The sequence below is a fragment of the Paenibacillus peoriae KCTC 3763 genome (assembly GCF_000236805.1).
GTDB classification, from domain to species: Bacteria; Bacillota; Bacilli; order Paenibacillales; family Paenibacillaceae; genus Paenibacillus; species Paenibacillus peoriae.
Map to the genome: position 1 here is coordinate 338,085 of NZ_AGFX01000018.1, position 16,600 is coordinate 354,684.

Sequence of the window (16,600 nt, forward strand, 5' to 3'; positions counted from 1 at the left end):
GCTCCTTTATAGTGTTAGCTATAACCTTCGTAAATGCGTAATAAATGAATGCCCCATTTGTATAACCTCAATAATATGGTTTGAGGGTCTCTACCAGGAACCGATAAATCCTGATTACAAAAAGTGTACGTCTTGTACATTTCTTGTGGTCAGGATTTTTTTACGTTATATGAGGGATTTACATGACAGCAAAGGAGCTAATGTAATGAACTTTAAAGTAGTTATCTTGACGCTTGCGACCTTCACAGTGGGGCTGGTGGAGTTAATTATCGGTGGCGTGCTGCCTCAGATTGCACAGGATCTGAATGTCTCAGTGAGTACGGCGGGTCAGCTTATTATGATCTATGCACTCGTCTACGCCATCGCTGGGCCGACTTTATTGGCGCTGACCGCCAGAATTGAACGGAAACGGCTGTACTTGTGGTCGATGTTTATCTTTATTCTGGGAAGCCTGCTGGCTTTCTGGAGTCCCAATTATGCTGTATTGTTTGTATCCCGTATCGTTACCGCTGCAAGCGGATCGCTCATCGTGACGTTATCGCTGACCATTGCGGTCAAAGTTGTGTCCAAGGCTTATCAGGCCCGAGTCCTCGGTGTCATCTCCATGGGGGTCAGCTCGTCCATCGTGCTCGGCATTCCGGCCGGGGTGCTGATTGGAAATGCATTGGGCTGGCGTGTGCTGTTCTTTATCATTGCCTTGTTGACGGTAGTCTCTATGATCGTCATGAACTTGTTTATGGAGCGAATTCCTACGGAGCATGTTGTGCCTATGCGCGAGCAGTTGAAGTCCTTGAAAAATGTTAAAGTGATCAGTGCTCATCTAGTGACCACGCTGACATTGGCGGGGCACTACACGTTGTATGCGTATTTCACTCCTTTTTTGGAAAATATGATGGGCTTAAACGCCTCGTGGGTGAGTGTGGCCTATTTCGTCTTTGGGTTGGCGGCAGTGAGCGGCGGCTTTATTGGCGGCTCGTTGGCCGACCGGTTCGGCACAGCGAAAAGTATTCTCATCGTCGTTGGTGTGTTTATCGCCGTGATGTTCCTGCTGCCGTTTTCGATCCATTCGATTTATGTATTTGCGCCGCTCCTGATCATCTGGGGGATACTGAGCTGGGCTTTGTCGCCGCCGATGCAAAGCTATCTTATTGAACATGCGCCCGAATCGGGTAGTATTCAGCAAAGCTTTAACTTCTCTGCACTCCAGGTCGGGATCGCTCTTGGCTCGGCTTTGGGCGGGGTAGTGATTGAGCATAGTGAATCTGTTGCTACGAACGCTTGGGTAGGTGGAGTTTTTGTGATTGTTGCATTTGTATGCGGCGTATTTTCGATTACGAGAACCAAGGCATCGCAGACAGTCAGAGGGCATGGACATCAATCCATTTTATAGTTGGATAGGGTATCCCCCCTCTTTCATAATGCGATAAACCATGCTATACTACACACAATTATGAAGAAGGGGGTGAGGTAGGTGAATCACGAGATGCTGAACAACCGTATTAGCCAGCTGCCGATTGCGATGGCTGGCATTATGCATGCTTTTCCATACAACGGGAGAAGTCTGTCCAATTTTAAACATACGGTTGTAAACATCGCGAGAAGACGCCTACCTTAACTCGAACGGATTGCTGTACCTTCCGAAGAGTCGCGGGGCTTGCTCCTGCGGCTCTTTTTGTGTTACCCAGGTAAGGGTCTTCCTGAATAAAGGAGAGCCTGAACATGTATATTGTAAACGGTCAACAATTAAAGAAATATCACGCTGCGAATCTGATTTTGGATGGTGCCTCATTTGAAATCCATACAGGAGAAAAGGTGGGACTCATCGGCCGCAACGGAAGTGGCAAAACGACCCTGCTACGCCTGATTGCACGTTTGTCCCGCCCGGATGAGGGGCAGCTTGTCATCGCCAAGGATGCGAAAGTCGGCTACCTGCCGCAAATCCCGGCGGAGTTTGAGAGCTTCACCGTGTACGAAACGCTGGCTTACGCCTATCGTGAGCTGAAGGATTGCCGCAGCCAGATGAGCAGGCTGGAGCAGGAAATGTCAGATTCGGTTGTGGCGGCGGATACAGATTGCTTGGAGAAGCTGTTGCAATCGTATGCTGTCTTGCAGGAGCGGTTCGAGCGCAGTGGCGGCTATGAAATGGATGCCAATATAGATCAGGTGGCAGATGGATTGCGCATTCCCAAAGCCATGTATACGCGCAGCTTCGGTTCATTGTCTGGTGGAGAGAAGACAAAAATAGCGCTGGCATCACAGCTCATCGGTCGACCGGATTTATTGCTGCTGGATGAGCCGACCAACCATCTGGATTTGAAGGGGCTGGAATGGCTGGAGCAATTTTTGCAGGGCTATACAGGTGCGTGTGTGGTTGTATCCCATGATCGTTATTTTCTGGATCGGGTCGCCGTCAAGATGATTGAGCTGGAGGATGGCGAGGCGTTTACGTACTATACGAATTACAGCGGCTACGTCAAGGAAAAGGAAGAACGTCTGTTGCTGCAATTTGAGGATTATCAGGAGCAGCAAAAGCGGATCAAAAAGATGAAGGAGGCCATTCGGCGCTTTGAAGAGTGGGGCCGCAATGGCGACAACGAAAAGTTTTTTAAAAAAGCGAACTCGATCCGTAAAGCCTTGGAGCGTATGGAACTGGTGAAGCGGCCTGTGCTGGACCCTCAGAGTGCCGAGTTTTACTTAAGGCCGGAGGATCGCTCGGGTCGCAGGGTGCTGGCATTTGAAGAGATCGTCAAATCCTACGGAGAGCGGCAGATATTGAAAGGGGCTACAGGCAGTCTGGAGTTTGGTGAAAAGGTGGCGCTGCTGGGTGATAACGGCTCAGGCAAAACGACGCTGCTCAAGCTGCTGCTTGGTCAGGAAAGCGCGGATGCGGGGACGGTACAATGGGGCGCGCGCGTGGAATATGGATATCTGGCACAGCAAGAGAGAGAACGGGATAGCCGGGCGACCGTGCTTGCTTATTTCAAGGAAGAAGCCGGTGTAGAGGAAGGTGAAGCGCGCGGGCTGCTGGCGAAGTATTTATTTTACGGTGCCGATGTGTTTAAGCCTGTGAGCATGCTGTCCGGTGGTGAGTGGTCCCGCTTGCGGCTGGCACTGCTGGTGATGAAAAAGCCGAATTTGCTGGTGCTGGATGAGCCGACCAACCATCTGGACATCGACTCACGCGAGGCGCTGGAGGAAGCGCTGGACACCTACACGGGAACGGTGCTGGCGATTTCGCATGACCGCTACTTTGTGAACAAACTGGCCGGGCGTGTGTGGGAGCTGGAAAATGGCAAGCTGGCCTTTTACCTGGGCAGCTTTGATGAATACCGGGCGAAGAAGCGGGAGCTGGCAAGCGCCCGCCTGCAGCGCGAGGGGGATGACGGGGTACGCGCGGCATCTGCGAGTAGAGCCGCATCCGGCAGCGGCTCAGGCTCGGGTCTGGCTGCACATTCCAATGCAGCCAGCAACGGCGCGGGGACGGCTCCGCATACAGGAGCTGCCCCCGGAGCCGATGCGAGCGGCGCACGCTCCGGGGCGGCAGGCCACCGGGGCTCGTCCGACGCCGGAACGGCATCGGGGGCGCGCGGAGCGAAAGCCGCGAAGCCGTCCCGCACGCCCGCTGTATCCAGCGAGCGGCTGGAGCGGGCTATTGCCGCCAAGGAAGCGGAGCTGGCGGCGACGGATGCCGAGCTGGAACTGCTCGGCACAAGCAGCGACACGGCGCGCATGGCGGAGCTGTGGGACGCGCGTGAACGGCTGCAAGCGGAGCTGGACGCATTGCTCGGCGAGTGGGTTGAGCTGGAGTAGGTGGCAGATCGGTGGCAGACCGGTTGCTGGATAGGCAACGTATATTTCATATAAAGGTAGCCCTGAGGTGGAACTATGCTGAATGAGTATTCTTCTGACGAAGGTTCCGCCTCACGAAGCGCACACGAAAAAGAAGCATTCAGACTCGGCCGTCTGGATGCTTCTTTGGCTTTCCGTTTCATGCGGAAACGGTCTTTCTCCTTACGAAACGTCTATCTATCCAATAAACGACGAACAGAGATAACAAGCCAACAACGATTGGTATACCGAAAGCTTCGTATGGAAATGGCGCTCCTTCAAGCTTAAGTTGGTTTGTGGCGCGGTACTCGAGCCGCTTGGCGGCGAATTTAGCCGTCCAGATATCTTCCTGCTTCGCCAAATCTTCAAATGCAGGCTCCATTGCGAATCGCTCTGGCGCATCGCTGTGCAGGTAAAGCTGCTCTGCCTTTCCGCCGTTCTCGTTCCAGTTTCGGATATCGCCCGCAGCGCGCGTCTTAACGTCCGGCCCTACAAAGATCATTTTGTCGAGCTTCGGGACATCACCTATTTGATATCGGGCGATCAGATTCAGGCCGTGCCGGCTAACGATGGGCTCGCGTTTGCTTGATATCGTTAATGTTGTCGTCGTGCCGGAAGCCCCGTACGTGTCAAACGCCGAGGATAACATCAGCTCATCGGCACCCTCATACAACAGGACACCGTTCTTTTTCTTGCTCCATTGAAACGCGTTGTTCAAAACATACACGATATCGCTTAATCCGGCCGTGAAAGGCTCCATTTGCGGATGCTGAACAAAATCGTAGGAAGGGTAATTCATTTCTTTCGCCACTTCCTCCGCTGCCGACTCTCCCATTTGTCGGGATATGACGTACAGTGTGGCATCGATCCCCGAAGTCAGGCCGGCCGAGGAGACTATGTTGCCATCAGACACGTAACGCTGATCCCTTTTCCAAGTAATCTCGGTATATTTCTTTTCCAATCTACTTATATCTCCCCAATGTGTTGCCGCAGATTTCCCGTTCAACAGGCCGGTATCTGCCAAATTTTCCGCCCCATTGCAGATAGATAACAAGGTCGTTTCCTTGCTGGAGTGCTTCCTTATCCAATCGCGGACGGGCTTGTATTTCGCCTCATCCAAAATCGGCATGAAAGGGATCACGATTATATCCGGACCTTTCCCCGTCAATTCGTCCAACTCGTCGAAAGTGTAATGCGGTACGACATCAAGGCCACCCGTTAATGATTTGATGTTTTTGTCGGGGGCTGCCGCAACAACATTGTACGAGCCCGTCATGGAGAACATTTCGTAGGGTACGAGAAAATCGAATACCTCGGTCACTTCATTCGCCAAAATAACGGCCACTGTTGGCTTTTTCGAATCATAGGCAGGAGCTTGGATGCTTTGTAAAGAAGCAGGAACCGGCTTATCGTAAACCGACATAGCCTCCTGCATCGTGCTCATGAAACCGATCGCGCCGGTTCCTCCCACAGCCAGAATGAAAACGCACACATACACGATGAAACGCCATACTTTTTTCAATTTCCTTCTCTCCTCTGATTCTTTCTAGTTGGTATTAATTACTTTCTTATTTCAAAGATAAGGGGAGGAGGCAAACTAATAAACTCGTCTGAAGACTATATTTTTCCCCGACTTAGGTCCAGGTAAAGGACTTTTTTTCAACGCCGCCGCTGCCGTTATTCGGCCAGCTTCTTGATAAGCATGTACCGTTTCTTTTCCGCAAGGGACGGGTATTAATTGTCTAGTCCCGCATAGATTGACATAGGGGAAAAGGAGGTATGAGTATGTGGAAATGGGTTCAAAGGCTGTCCGTGTTGGCATCAATCCTTCTGTTTGCCATTATTGTAAGCGCATGCAGCAAAGACAATGCCTCAGGCAAGGTGAAAATGGAGTTTTTTCAAAACAAGCCAGAGGCCAAGGGTTCCTTCGATAAGCTGATCGCTCAATTCAATCAGGAGTATCCCGGCATTGAGGTGACACAGGTGAACCCGCCGGAGGCAGAGACCGTGCTATTAACCCGGGTCGTCAAAAACGATGTGCCTGACATCGTGGGGCTTGGAGCCACCGATACCTATTCCATTTTGGCACAGAGCGGTATTTTTACGGATTTGGCTAACACCAAGCTGCCAAGCACTGTAGATCCGATTTATCTCCAAATGCTCAAGGACGTCACCGGAGTAAATCAAGTGTACGGAATCCCTTACGCTGCGAATGCGAATGGTGTGATGTACAACAAAACGCTCTTTAAAGAAATGGGATTACAGATCCCCAAAACGTGGGACGAACTGATTGCCACGGCGCAAAAGATCAAGGCTGCTGGTAAAATCCCGTTTTATTTTACATATAAAGATGATTGGCAGACGAATCTTCCCTTTAATGCACTCGGACCGAATCTGGTGGGCATTGATTTCTTCCTGCAACGGCGTGAAAACCAGGTCACCTTTCAGGACAAGTACCTCGAGGTTGCACAAAAGCAGCTGGAGCTGTTGAAGTATGGCCATGGCGACAATTTTGGCAAAAACTATGCCGACGGCAACCGGGCCTTTGCTAACGGGCAGGGATTGATGTACATCCAGGGCACATGGGCGATATCTGAAATTCGCAAGGCTAATCCGAAGGTGGAGCTGGGATTTTTTCCGTTACCGACAGGAAACGACGAGCAGGCAGTCAAACTGGTGTCCGGTATAGATACACTGCTGGCCGTTTCGGAAAGCACTCCGCATAAAAAGGAGGCCGAGGAGTTTATTGCCTTCCTGTTGAAGCCGGAGAATAGCAAGCAGTACATTACAGAGCAAACACTGTTTTCGGCGGTGAAGGGGGTCACGCAGGATGATCCGAGCGTGGCAGGGCTGCTGCCGTATTTTAAAGCGGGGCGTGTCATTGATTTTGCTGATCACTATATCCCCAAAGCTGTGCAACTGAATTCCATTGTGCAGGCCTTTCTGCAAAATGGGGACATCGACGCCTATCTGGCGAAGCTGGACCGTGAATGGGATAAAGTAGCTAACCGCCGATAGGGGAGGAGGATGAGACATGAACAAGCAACTAACGGCTTTTTACTGGATGACCGTGCCGGCGGTGCTATTGTTTTTTATATTTTTAACCTTGCCTGCCTTGCAGGGATTGTATTATTCACTCACCAATTGGAACGGATTTGGTCATCAGTATCACTTTGTCGGGTTCAAAAACTATGTGAATTTGTTTCAGGACGACAATGTGGGCAACGCTTACTGGTTTACTTTCAAGTTTGCGATTGTGGCTACGATTGCGATTAACGTCCTCAGCTTGCTGATTGCCATGGGGCTGAATGCTAAAATACGGTTCCGTAACTTTTTTCGGGGCATTTATTTTTTGCCTAATATTTTGAGCGTGCTGATTGTGGGGTACATATTCAATTATTTGTTCTCGAACGTATTTACGATTTGGGGGCAGCGTCTGGGGATTGCTTCATTATCGACGAACATCTTGGGCAGCGAGCAGTTGGCTTGGGTGGGGGTGGTGATCGTAGCCGTATGGCAGGGGATTGCCTTTAATACGATTCTCTATCTGGCCGGGCTGCAAACCATTCCGACAAGCTTGTATGAGGCGTCCAATCTGGATGGCGCAGGTAAATGGCGTGAATTTTGGAGCATTACCTTTCCGTTAATTGCCCCGTTTTTCACCATTAATATGGTACTGGCGATGAAAAATTCCCTGATGGTGTTCGATCAGATCGTGGCTTTGACAAACGGTGGTCCGGGCCGAGCAACCCAGTCCATTTCGCACCTGATTTACACTGGAGGTTTTAGAGGCGGAGAATTTGCGTATCAGTCGGCTAACTCTGTCATTTACTTTATTGTCATCGCGATGATTTCCATCTTGCAGCTGCGATTCCTCCAGAGAAGGGAGATGGATAACTGATGAGAACGAGCAGACGTACCAACTGGCTTGTGCTGCTTTTGGTGGCGCTGGGGACGATATTTATCCTGTTTCCCCTCTATATGACGGTAACCATTGCACTTAAAAATCCCGAGCAGATGGCGCATTCTGTCTTTGCTTTTCCGACCGAGCTGCATTGGGAAAATTTTAGTCGTGCTGTGGAAATGACCAGCTTTTTCAGCGCTTTTCAGAACAGTGTGATGGTCACGACATCGACGGTCATCCTGACTTTGCTGACTAATTCGATGGTCGCTTATGCGATTGCCCGTAATATGCAGCGTCGATTTTTTAAGGGGTTATATTTTTACTTTGTGAGCGCCATGTTTATTCCGTTCCCGATCATCATGCTGCCGATTGTGAAACTGGCCTCAGGGCTTCATATGACCAATCCGTTGGGACTGATTATGCTGCATACGGTGTATGGTCTGGCATTCAATGTCTTCGTGTATGTCGGCTATATTCGCTCCATTCCGGTGGCATTGGAAGAGGCGGCCACGGTAGACGGTGCGACGACATGGGGGACATTTTGGCGCATTATATTTCCGCTGATGGCGCCGATCAGTGCTACAGTGGGAATTCTCACTTGTCTGTCCACCTATAACGACTTTCTGCTGCCGCTCATCATTATCAGTGACCCGGAGCAGTATACGCTGCCACTCGTCCAGTATGTGTTTCAGGGGCAGTTCAATACCGACTTTAATCTGGCCTTTGCCTCATATTTGATGGCCTTGCTGCCGATGATTATCGTGTATCTGCTGGCACAAAAATGGATTATCAATGGCGTTACACAAGGCTCTGTGAAGTAATTTTCACAGCATATACCACACGAAAAAAGAAGCCTGTAAATCTCAAAACTGCAGATTTACAGGCTTCTTTCACTTCTTCACGTAAAAAACGATATCATGGCCGCTTGCGGATCATACTTCCGCTCAATCAGCCAGCCGCACAATCGTTCTTCCTTGCGAGCGGGCTGCAAGGATGTCCTCCAGCGCGGCTGGCAGGTCTGCCAACCCGATTTCGCGCTCTACCAGCCGCTCTGGCTTCCAGTCGCTGCCGAGCCGCTTCCAGATCGCTACGCGGGTGTCGTAAGGGCAGAAGACGGAGTCTATGCCCAGCAGGCTTACGCCGCGCAAAATAAACGGCAGCACCGTCGTAGGCAGCTTGGTGCCTGCCGTCAGGCCGCTCACGGCAACGGAGCCGTTGTAGGCGATCTGGCTGAGCAGCGAAGCAAGCGGCTTTCCGCCTACAGGATCAACGGCCGCTTGCCAAAGCTGCTTGCCCAGCGGCCGGATGCTCTCCGCGCCGTCGTAGACCTCCTCGCGCGAAATGACCTCGGCGGCTCCGAGCGCCTTGAGGTACTCGTGCGCATCGGCTTTGCCGCTGCTGGCTACGACATGGTAGCCCTGCTTGTTTAGCAGGGCAATGGCTGCACCGCCTACACCACCCGTCGCTCCGGTGACGAGTACTTTGCCCTGATCCGGTGCGACGCCGTTTTGCTCCAGTCGATATAACGACAGGGCTGCCGTGAATCCGGCTGTTCCGTAAATCATCGCCTCTCTCAGCGTAAGTCCGCCCGGAAGCGGAACGACCCAATCCGCAGGTACGCGCGCATATTCGCTGAATCCTCCAAATTGAGATACACCGAACCCGTATCCGGTCACGAGCACTGCTTGTCCTGCGCTAAAGCGGCCATCCTCCGAAGACACGACCGTTCCAGAGCAATCGATACCGGGTACGAACGGATAGGCTTTGACAATATTGCCATCCTTGCGGGCGGCAAGCCCATCTTTATAGTTGATGCTGGAATAAGCGACACGAATCAATACTTCTCCAGCAGGTAAACTGCCAGCGTCTAAAGAACGCACCTGTGCCTGAACTTCACCGTCCTGCGTCTGATCGACGACCAGGGCTTGAAAGGATTGAGTCATTTGTTAAAAAGCCTCCTTTATTATTGCAGTGTGAACCTATGAAAAGCGAATTTTCAGTATGCTTCATAAATCATACTTTAAAAATTTAGTTTATAACCATCTACGCAGTCTGTCAGCGGCAATGCTCACAGGCTCATCCTATATTATATCCTTATATCCTGATTCTGTCGGAAAAGCCGGGATTACAGAAATAATCGTGCCATGTTGTGTTTCAATAAACTTCGATAATCAATGTTTAAGAAAGTGATAAATGAATTCTTACACGTTTTTGCAAATCATTTTACGCAAACGGGATGTATTTTCAGAATGACTGTGCTAACATACCTTTTGATCGTTAAATTAAATCTATGAAGAAAGGTGAATGAATGACAACCAGATTACAAAAAAATGGTTCGGTATTGTCCGAAGCCAAGGAACTGAATTTGTTCCGTTTGACATGGCCTATATTCCTTGAATTGTTCCTGTTTATGCTGATGGGAAGCGTCGATACATTCATGCTCAGCTCTGTATCTGATGATGCAGTCTCGGGTGTGGGCGCGTCCAACCAAATTATTTCAATTGCCATCCTTGTACTGGAGGTTATCGGCAACGGCGCTGCTATCGTCGTAGCTCAATATATCGGTTCTAAAAAACTTGTCGAAGCGGCCCAGGTTACGGGCACGGCCATTACGTTGAATTTAATGGTAGGTTTATTGCTTAGCGTCATTTTTCTCGTCTTTGGTACTCATATGCTGCAATGGCTGAACGTCCAGGGGGATATTCTAGCTTATGCAGATTCCTATATAAGTATCGTCGGGGGAGCTATTTTCCTTCAGGCATTGATTAACGCGCTGGCGGCAACCATTCGTACACATGGGTTTACCCGGGAAACGATGTATGTATCAGTGCTGATGAACGTGATTCACGTTCTCGGCAACTATGTTTTGATTTTCGGACATTGGGGAATGCCAACGCTCGGCGTAGAGGGGGCAGCTATTTCTACGGTAGGCAGCCGTTTTATTTGTCTCTTGATCTTCTTCTGGCTCATGTACCGGGTCACCGAGGTGCGTGTTGAGTGGAAATACTACGTCCAGTTGTCCAGAAAATTTATCTCTAAAATTTTGCGTATTGGTGTGCCGTCCGCGCTGGAGTCCATTATGTATCAGTCGTGTCAGCTCATATTTACGCTATATGTAACTTATCTGGGCGCAGAGGCGATGGCTACGCGTCAATATGCGAATAATATTTCAAGCTATATTTATTTGTTCAGTATGGCTGTCGGTATGGGTACGGCGATCGTGGTGGGAAGGCTCGTGGGAGCCAGACAGAAGGATACAGCCTATAAGCGGGTATTAAGCAGTGTGAAATGGGCATTGCTCGTGACCGTGATTATTGATGCGATAGTTATCTTTTTCCGTGTGCCTTTACTCGGTCTGTTCACTGAAAACCCTGAAATTATCCGTTTGGGAGCACAGGTCATTTTACTTAGCATCCTGCTGGAAACCGGCCGGACGACGAATATCGTTATTATTAACTCGCTGCGTGCTGCTGGAGATGCCAAATTCCCGGTCTTTATGGGATTGATCTCCATGGTCTGCATGAGCTTGCCGCTTGGTTATCTGCTTGTGTTCAAGCTGGAAATGGGACTTGCAGGTGTGTGGCTGGCTATTGCAGCTGATGAATGGACTCGTGCCGTCATTATGTATGCCCGCTGGAGAAGCCGTTTGTGGGAAAAGCATGAGCTGGTCGAGCACGATACACCGGATCAGCCTGCAGCCCCGATTCCGGCACATTGATGTCGAGCAGCATTTATGATTACGTAGAGGCAGTTCAAGAGAACATCTTGAGCTGCCTCTTTTTGCTGCCACCATCCGTCTGCACCGTGGCACCACAGGTAAGTTTTAAGCTCAGCCTATATAATAATGGCATTCATAAATAGAAGTATGGTAAATTTACTAAAAAAAAGATATACTTTTGTTGCACTAACGCAGTACATGAAGGACAAGGAGTGTACCAATGAAGAAGCCGACGATTGAAGATGTTGCCCAGAAGGCGGGAGTGTCTAAAAGCACAGTCTCGCAATTTCTGAACAAACGCTATAAATATATGAGTGATCAGACCAGAGACCGGATTGCCGAGGTGATTCAGGAGCTGAATTATCAGCCTAACGGGCTGGCCCGCAGTTTGAAGCAAAACCGAACGTTTATGGTGGGTGTTATTGTAGCCAACATTGATTATACGCTGTCGATCCAGTCCATCCGCGCGATTGAGGAGGAATTGCAGCGCTTTGGCATTCAGGTGATCATTTGTAACGCTGACGAAAATCCGGACAAGGAGAGCCAGTATATTGAGATGCTCAAGGCCCGCCAGGTGGATGGTTTAATTATCTTCCCGACAGGCAAGCATGCCGATATTTACAACCAGCTCATTCGTGAAAAGTACCCGTTGGTATTTCTGGACCGCTTGGTGGACGGTGTGAATACGCGCAGCCTGCTGCTGGATAACGAAATGGCGATTAAGCTGGCAATTCAGGAGTTGGTATCCCATAAGCATGAGCGGATTGCGCTGATTACCCTGCCGCTTGGAGTGAACCGGATTACGCCACGAGTAGAGCGGCTGAGCGGTTACAAAAAGGCGCTGGAGGAAGCTGGCTTGCCCTTCCGGGAGGAATATATGCGCAGTGTACCAAGAGAAGAAATTCAGCAGACGCTGGAAGAGCTGTTTCAGCTACCGGAGCCGCCAACTGCGATATTGGCCGGGAATGATATCGTGCTGGCAGAGGCGCTGAAATATGTAAATGCCCGCCGCATACGCATTCCGGCGGAGCTGTCCATTATCGGGATTGATGATGCGGAGTTTGCTCATATTTACAATCCGCCGATTACGACCATTACTCAGCCGATTGCGGATATGGGGAAGCAGGCGGCCAAGACACTGCTGTCCAGCATTGAGGAGGGCGGCGAATCGGTTCCGATCATTTACCGTTTTGTGCCGGATATTAATCGGGGAGAATCGGTCAAAACGCTGTAGAGACGAGCATCATGTCATATATTATAAAAATAGCCCGTATTCCTTTGTACGGCCTGAGCATGCGTATGCTGCTCAGGTCACACAAAAGCGAATACGGGCTATTGAAGGTTAAGGCCGACTTCTGATTCAGCCTTGTTGAGCTTGCGCTAATAGCGGTGAAGGCTACGTGGGGAATGAACCGGGCCTAATTCATGCTGGCGCTGAGCAAAAAGGACTCCAGCTCGGCTCGCGTCGGATAGCCGTCCATGTCTCCGGCTGACATGACAGCCAGCGCGCCAAGGGCATTACCGCGCTTGACCGCTTCGGCCAGGGGCAAGCCCTCCAGCAGCGCGCTGATGACACCTGCGGCAAAGCCGTCACCGGCTCCGACGGTATCCACGACATGATCCACGCGGAAGCGTTTGACATATCCCTCTGCATCTGCGGATTTGTAGTATGCACCTTCTGTTCCCAGCTTGATGATGACCAGCGAGGTGCCGCGGTCAAGGTAGAACGAGGCGATATCCTCAGGCGAGGTGTAGCCTGTCAATATTTTACCTTCATGAATGCCTGGCAGGAGCCAGTCGCAGCCCTCAGACGCTTCGTTAATCGCTTCTACCATCGTTTGTGTGTCAGGCCATAACTTGGGTCTGAGGTTGGGATCGAAGGATACGGTTTTGCCTGCCTTTTTCATAAACTGCTTCGCATGTCGGGCGAAGTCGCGGCATTCAGGGGAAAGTGCGACAGATATACCTGTAAAGTGCAGGTGACGAGCCCCGGCAAAGTAGGCTTCGTTAAAATCAGCGATACTCAGTGTGGAAGCGGCGGAATGCTTGCGGAAATACTCCACCTCCGGGTCACCGCTGGTGACTTTGGATTTAATCAGCATTCCGGTAGAGTGGTCTTTGGTAAACATGACGTTCTGGGTGTCGATTTTCTCCTGGCGCAGCGCATCGGCAATGAACTTGCCGAACGTATCCTCGCCGAGTTTGGTCACGAGTCCCGCTCGTAGTCCCAAACGCGCCAAACCGGCCGAAACATTCGTCTCCGCCCCGGCCAGCGCTTTGGTGAATGAACGAACCTCATCCAGAGAGCCTGCTTCATTGGCATAAAACATGGCCATCGGTTCTCCGAAGGTAACAGCATCCAATGTTGCGGTCATTTGAATTCCTCCTTATGTTTAGTAAACTAAATCTGTAAGCGTATGCACCACCTGAATAAAATGAAATTATCACATAAATCGGTTTTTCACAATGATGAAGTTGATATATTTATTAAAAACTTTTTGGATAATGTAGATAAAAAAATATGAATTTGTTTATCAAAAGGTAAAAAACGTGTAAAAATCCGTGAATAATCAGTATTTTTCAAGGTTTAGTGAAGTTTTGGGTTGACACCCTCTTTGATAATAATTACAATTCTAGCTAAGAAGTAGAGTTAGAAACCGCTTTTATAACAATTCCGTTGATAAAAAAGTTTATCTAAACAGGAGGAATGTTTTTATGGAAATGCGTTATTCAACTCATCCCGAGCATGCCAAGCATTTTACGACTGAAGAGTTGCGTCAGCACTATCTGATTCAGGATCTGTTTGTGCCTGAGGAAGTAAAGTTGGTCTATACGCATGAGGATCGTGTCATTATCGGGGGTATTTATCCCGTGAATAAATCTGTTGCGCTGGAAGGCAGCGATCAAATCAAAGCGGAAACCTTCCTGGAGCGCCGTGAACTGGGTGTTTTCAATGTCGGCGGTAGCGGTAAGGTCAAGGTAGACGGTGAAACCTACGAGCTGGCCACGAAAGACTGTCTCTACGTAGGCAAAGGTGGCAAGGAGTTGATCTTTGAAAGCGATTCCAGTGAAAAGCCTGCAAAATTTTATATCGTTTCGGCCTTGGCTCATACGACGTATCCGACAAAGAAGCAATCTTTTGCCGATGTGCCATCTGAAAGTCTGGGTTCACAGGAAACGGCCAACCATCGCACGCTGCGTCGCTATATCCATGATGAAGGCATTCAAAGCTGCCAATTGGTTATGGGCATGACGACGCTGGAAAACGGCAGTGTGTGGAACTCCATGCCGACACATGTGCATGACCGCCGTATGGAAGTGTATTTCTACTTTGAGCTGGAAGAGAACGCAAGAATGTTCCACATGATGGGCGAGCCGAACGAAACGCGTCATCTGATTATGAAGAATGATGAAGCGGTTATTTCTCCGCCTTGGTCTATCCACTGCGGTGCAGCTACGGGCAGCTATACCTTTATTTGGGGCATGGCTGGTGAAAATAAAACATACAAAGACATGGATCAGGTAGCCATGAGCGAGTTGCGTTAATCCGTTTGACGTTTTGAAACGGAGACCTGCAAGCGGCTGATGGTACATGGTCATCCTATTCGTGGAAAGGATCAGGAACATGACGAAAAAGAAAGTTTTGGAGCATATCACTTCGGTTGGTGTTGTCGCAGTTATTCGGGGGAACACAGCGGAGGAAGCGTACCAAATGTCCAAAGCCTGCATTGAAGGCGGCCTGGACAATATTGAGCTTACGTTTACTACGCCGGATGCAGACCAGGTCATTCGTAGATTGAGAGACGAATTTAAGGATCAGGCTGTTATTGGTGCGGGGACAGTATTGGAGTCACTGACGGCGAGAATCGCGATTTTGGCTGGAGCGGAGTTTGTTGTGAGTCCTTCTTTTGAAGAAGAAACAGCAAAGCTGTGCAATTTGTACGCGATCCCTTATATGCCTGGCTGTATGACGCTGAATGAAATCAAGGAAGCCATGAAATTAGGCAGTGATGTAGTGAAGCTGTTCCCGGGCAGTGCGATGGGAGCCGATTTTGTCAAGGCAGTCAGAGGCCCTATGCCTCATGTGCAGATTATGCCAACCGGTGGCGTTGATCTGGATAATATGGAGACCTGGCTGCGCAACGGATGTGTTGCAGTGGGAATTGGAGGCAATCTGACGGCTCCGGCCAAGGAAGGCCGCTATGATTTGATTACAGAAAATGCGGCGCGTTATGTAGCCAAATATAAAGAAATTCGTGCAGCACTGTAAAGTGCAAGCGGATTTATTTAACTAAATAGATTTACATTAAACTGTGATGGAGGCGTAAGTATGGGTCTGGACAATTTTTCATTGGATTTTTTTAATCTGAAAGGCAAAACAGCCATTGTAACAGGAGGCAACACGGGTTTGGGGCAGGGCTATTCAGTAGCTTTGGCCAAAGCGGGCGCTAATCTGTTCATCGTAGCTAACATTGAAGAGTATGAAGAAACCAGACGTCTGCTGGAACCTACAGGTGTGAAGGTTGTCTTTCATAAAGCTGACCTGACGAAAAAAGAATCGATTAAGAAAATTGTAGAAGAATGCGTCAAGGAATTCGGCAAGATTGATATTCTTGTCAATAATGCGGGAACGATCCGTCGCGCTCCTTTGCTGGAGTACAAGGCTGAGGATTGGGACGCTGTCATGGAAATCAACCTGAATGCTGTATATCATCTGAGTCAGGAAGTAGCGAAGGTGATGGTAGAGCAAAAAAGCGGGAAGATTATCAATGTCGCTTCTATGCTTGCTTTTCAGGGTGGCAAGTTCGTTCCGCCGTATACAGCGAGTAAGCACGCAGTGGCTGGTTTGACCAAGGCATTTGCCAATGAGCTGGCAGTTCATAACGTGCAGATTAATGCGATTGCTCCTGGTTATATTGCTACTGCGAACACGGCTCCAATCCGTGCGGACGAGAGCCGCAATCAGGAAATTTTGTCGCGTATTCCTGCGGGCCGCTGGGGCGATCCTTCTGACCTGATGGGGGTTGTCGTATTCCTCGCCAGCAAGGGTTCCGATTATATGAATGGTCATATCCTTGCCGTGGATGGCGGCTGGCTGGTGCGTTAAGCACGTTAAGCTTATAAGCAAGTTAAGCACCGTAGAATACATC

14 protein-coding genes and 1 riboswitch are annotated in these 16,600 nt (G+C 49.7%); of the genes, 11 read left to right on the forward strand and 3 right to left on the reverse strand.

What is annotated here, in order from left to right; all coding sequences use genetic code 11:
- Positions 1–37 precede the first annotated feature (37 nt).
- A riboswitch (purine riboswitch) is annotated at positions 38–137 on the forward strand.
- 68 nt (positions 138–205) lie between these two features.
- The 3 genes from KQI_RS0112430 (at position 206) to abc-f (ending at position 3,810) form a co-directional block, all read left to right on the forward strand.
- Positions 206–1,390 (forward strand): MFS transporter, encoded by a 1,185-nt coding sequence (locus tag KQI_RS0112430; RefSeq protein WP_010347085.1) that lies wholly within the window; start codon positions 206–208, stop codon positions 1,388–1,390.
- An 81-nt stretch (positions 1,391–1,471) separates the two neighbouring features.
- Complete coding sequence (locus tag KQI_RS28805) at positions 1,472–1,615, forward strand: RAxF-45 family protein (RefSeq protein WP_010347086.1); 144 nt, start codon at positions 1,472–1,474, stop codon at positions 1,613–1,615.
- A 104-nt stretch (positions 1,616–1,719) separates the two neighbouring features.
- Positions 1,720–3,810 (forward strand): ribosomal protection-like ABC-F family protein, encoded by a 2,091-nt coding sequence (abc-f, locus tag KQI_RS0112440; protein ID WP_010347087.1) that lies wholly within the window; start codon positions 1,720–1,722, stop codon positions 3,808–3,810.
- Positions 3,811–3,988: 178 nt separating this feature from the next.
- Here abc-f and KQI_RS0112445 read toward each other — a convergent pair whose 3' ends face one another.
- Positions 3,989–5,350, reverse strand: a complete 1,362-nt coding sequence (locus KQI_RS0112445) for a DJ-1/PfpI family protein (protein WP_010347088.1) — start codon at positions 5,348–5,350, stop codon at positions 3,989–3,991.
- Between the two features lie 263 nt (positions 5,351–5,613).
- On the opposite strand from KQI_RS0112445, the gene KQI_RS0112450 reads away from it, so the two are divergent.
- From KQI_RS0112450 to KQI_RS0112460, 3 genes are read left to right on the forward strand one after another with little or no spacing between them, the layout of a single operon-like run.
- Complete coding sequence (locus KQI_RS0112450) at positions 5,614–6,846, forward strand: ABC transporter substrate-binding protein (protein ID WP_010347089.1); 1,233 nt, start codon at positions 5,614–5,616, stop codon at positions 6,844–6,846.
- Positions 6,847–6,862: 16 nt separating this feature from the next.
- On the forward strand, positions 6,863–7,729 hold the full coding sequence (locus tag KQI_RS0112455) for a carbohydrate ABC transporter permease (protein WP_010347090.1): 867 nt from the start codon (positions 6,863–6,865) through the stop codon (positions 7,727–7,729).
- Positions 7,729–8,553 (forward strand): carbohydrate ABC transporter permease, encoded by an 825-nt coding sequence (locus KQI_RS0112460; protein ID WP_010347091.1) that lies wholly within the window; start codon positions 7,729–7,731, stop codon positions 8,551–8,553. The genes KQI_RS0112455 and KQI_RS0112460 overlap by 1 nt, the downstream gene beginning before the upstream one ends.
- Positions 8,554–8,676: 123 nt before the next feature.
- Here KQI_RS0112460 and KQI_RS0112465 read toward each other — a convergent pair whose 3' ends face one another.
- Entirely contained in the window at positions 8,677–9,675 is a 999-nt protein-coding gene (locus tag KQI_RS0112465) for an acrylyl-CoA reductase family protein (protein ID WP_010347092.1), read from the reverse strand.
- A gap of 365 nt (positions 9,676–10,040) precedes the next feature.
- Here KQI_RS0112465 and KQI_RS0112470 point away from each other — a divergent pair, with 365 nt between their 5' ends.
- A complete protein-coding gene (locus KQI_RS0112470; protein WP_010347093.1) occupies positions 10,041–11,450 on the forward strand; it encodes an MATE family efflux transporter in 1,410 nt (469 codons plus the stop codon).
- Between the two features lie 220 nt (positions 11,451–11,670).
- The gene (locus KQI_RS0112475) at positions 11,671–12,684 is read left to right on the forward strand and encodes a LacI family DNA-binding transcriptional regulator (protein ID WP_010347094.1); all 1,014 of its coding nucleotides are present in this window, start codon (positions 11,671–11,673) and stop codon (positions 12,682–12,684) included.
- Between the two features lie 184 nt (positions 12,685–12,868).
- On the opposite strand, the gene KQI_RS0112480 is transcribed toward KQI_RS0112475, so the two are convergent.
- On the reverse strand, positions 12,869–13,825 hold the full coding sequence (locus tag KQI_RS0112480) for a sugar kinase (protein WP_010347095.1): 957 nt from the start codon (positions 13,823–13,825) through the stop codon (positions 12,869–12,871).
- 340 nt (positions 13,826–14,165) lie between these two features.
- Between KQI_RS0112480 and kduI the strand changes: the two genes are divergently transcribed.
- The 3 genes from kduI (at position 14,166) to kduD (ending at position 16,557) form a co-directional block, all read left to right on the forward strand.
- Positions 14,166–14,996: a 5-dehydro-4-deoxy-D-glucuronate isomerase gene (gene kduI, locus KQI_RS0112485; protein WP_010347096.1), complete on the forward strand. Its 831-nt coding sequence runs from the start codon at positions 14,166–14,168 to the stop codon at positions 14,994–14,996.
- Positions 14,997–15,075: 79 nt separating this feature from the next.
- Positions 15,076–15,720, forward strand: a complete 645-nt coding sequence (locus KQI_RS0112490; RefSeq protein WP_010347097.1) for a bifunctional 2-keto-4-hydroxyglutarate aldolase/2-keto-3-deoxy-6-phosphogluconate aldolase — start codon at positions 15,076–15,078, stop codon at positions 15,718–15,720.
- A 60-nt stretch (positions 15,721–15,780) separates the two neighbouring features.
- A complete protein-coding gene (kduD, locus tag KQI_RS0112495; protein WP_010347098.1) occupies positions 15,781–16,557 on the forward strand; it encodes a 2-dehydro-3-deoxy-D-gluconate 5-dehydrogenase KduD in 777 nt (258 codons plus the stop codon).
- Positions 16,558–16,600: the final 43 nt, after the last annotated feature.

Excerpts from the sequence above, each read along its gene's own strand:
- KQI_RS0112430 (WP_010347085.1), top strand. The coding sequence starts at position 206 with ATGAACTTTAAAGTAGTTATCTTGACGCTTGCGACCTTCACAGTGGGG.
- abc-f (WP_010347087.1), top strand. The coding sequence starts at position 1,720 with ATGTATATTGTAAACGGTCAACAATTAAAGAAATATCACGCTGCGAAT.
- KQI_RS0112450 (WP_010347089.1), top strand. The coding sequence starts at position 5,614 with ATGTGGAAATGGGTTCAAAGGCTGTCCGTGTTGGCATCAATCCTTCTG.
- KQI_RS0112455 (WP_010347090.1), top strand. The coding sequence starts at position 6,863 with ATGAACAAGCAACTAACGGCTTTTTACTGGATGACCGTGCCGGCGGTG.
- KQI_RS0112460 (WP_010347091.1), top strand. The coding sequence starts at position 7,729 with ATGAGAACGAGCAGACGTACCAACTGGCTTGTGCTGCTTTTGGTGGCG.
- KQI_RS0112465 (WP_010347092.1), bottom strand. The coding sequence starts at position 9,675 with ATGACTCAATCCTTTCAAGCCCTGGTCGTCGATCAGACGCAGGACGGT.
- KQI_RS0112470 (WP_010347093.1), top strand. The coding sequence starts at position 10,041 with ATGACAACCAGATTACAAAAAAATGGTTCGGTATTGTCCGAAGCCAAG.
- KQI_RS0112475 (WP_010347094.1), top strand. The coding sequence starts at position 11,671 with ATGAAGAAGCCGACGATTGAAGATGTTGCCCAGAAGGCGGGAGTGTCT.
- KQI_RS0112480 (WP_010347095.1), bottom strand. The coding sequence starts at position 13,825 with ATGACCGCAACATTGGATGCTGTTACCTTCGGAGAACCGATGGCCATG.
- kduI (WP_010347096.1), top strand. The coding sequence starts at position 14,166 with ATGGAAATGCGTTATTCAACTCATCCCGAGCATGCCAAGCATTTTACG.
- KQI_RS0112490 (WP_010347097.1), top strand. The coding sequence starts at position 15,076 with ATGACGAAAAAGAAAGTTTTGGAGCATATCACTTCGGTTGGTGTTGTC.
- kduD (WP_010347098.1), top strand. The coding sequence starts at position 15,781 with ATGGGTCTGGACAATTTTTCATTGGATTTTTTTAATCTGAAAGGCAAA.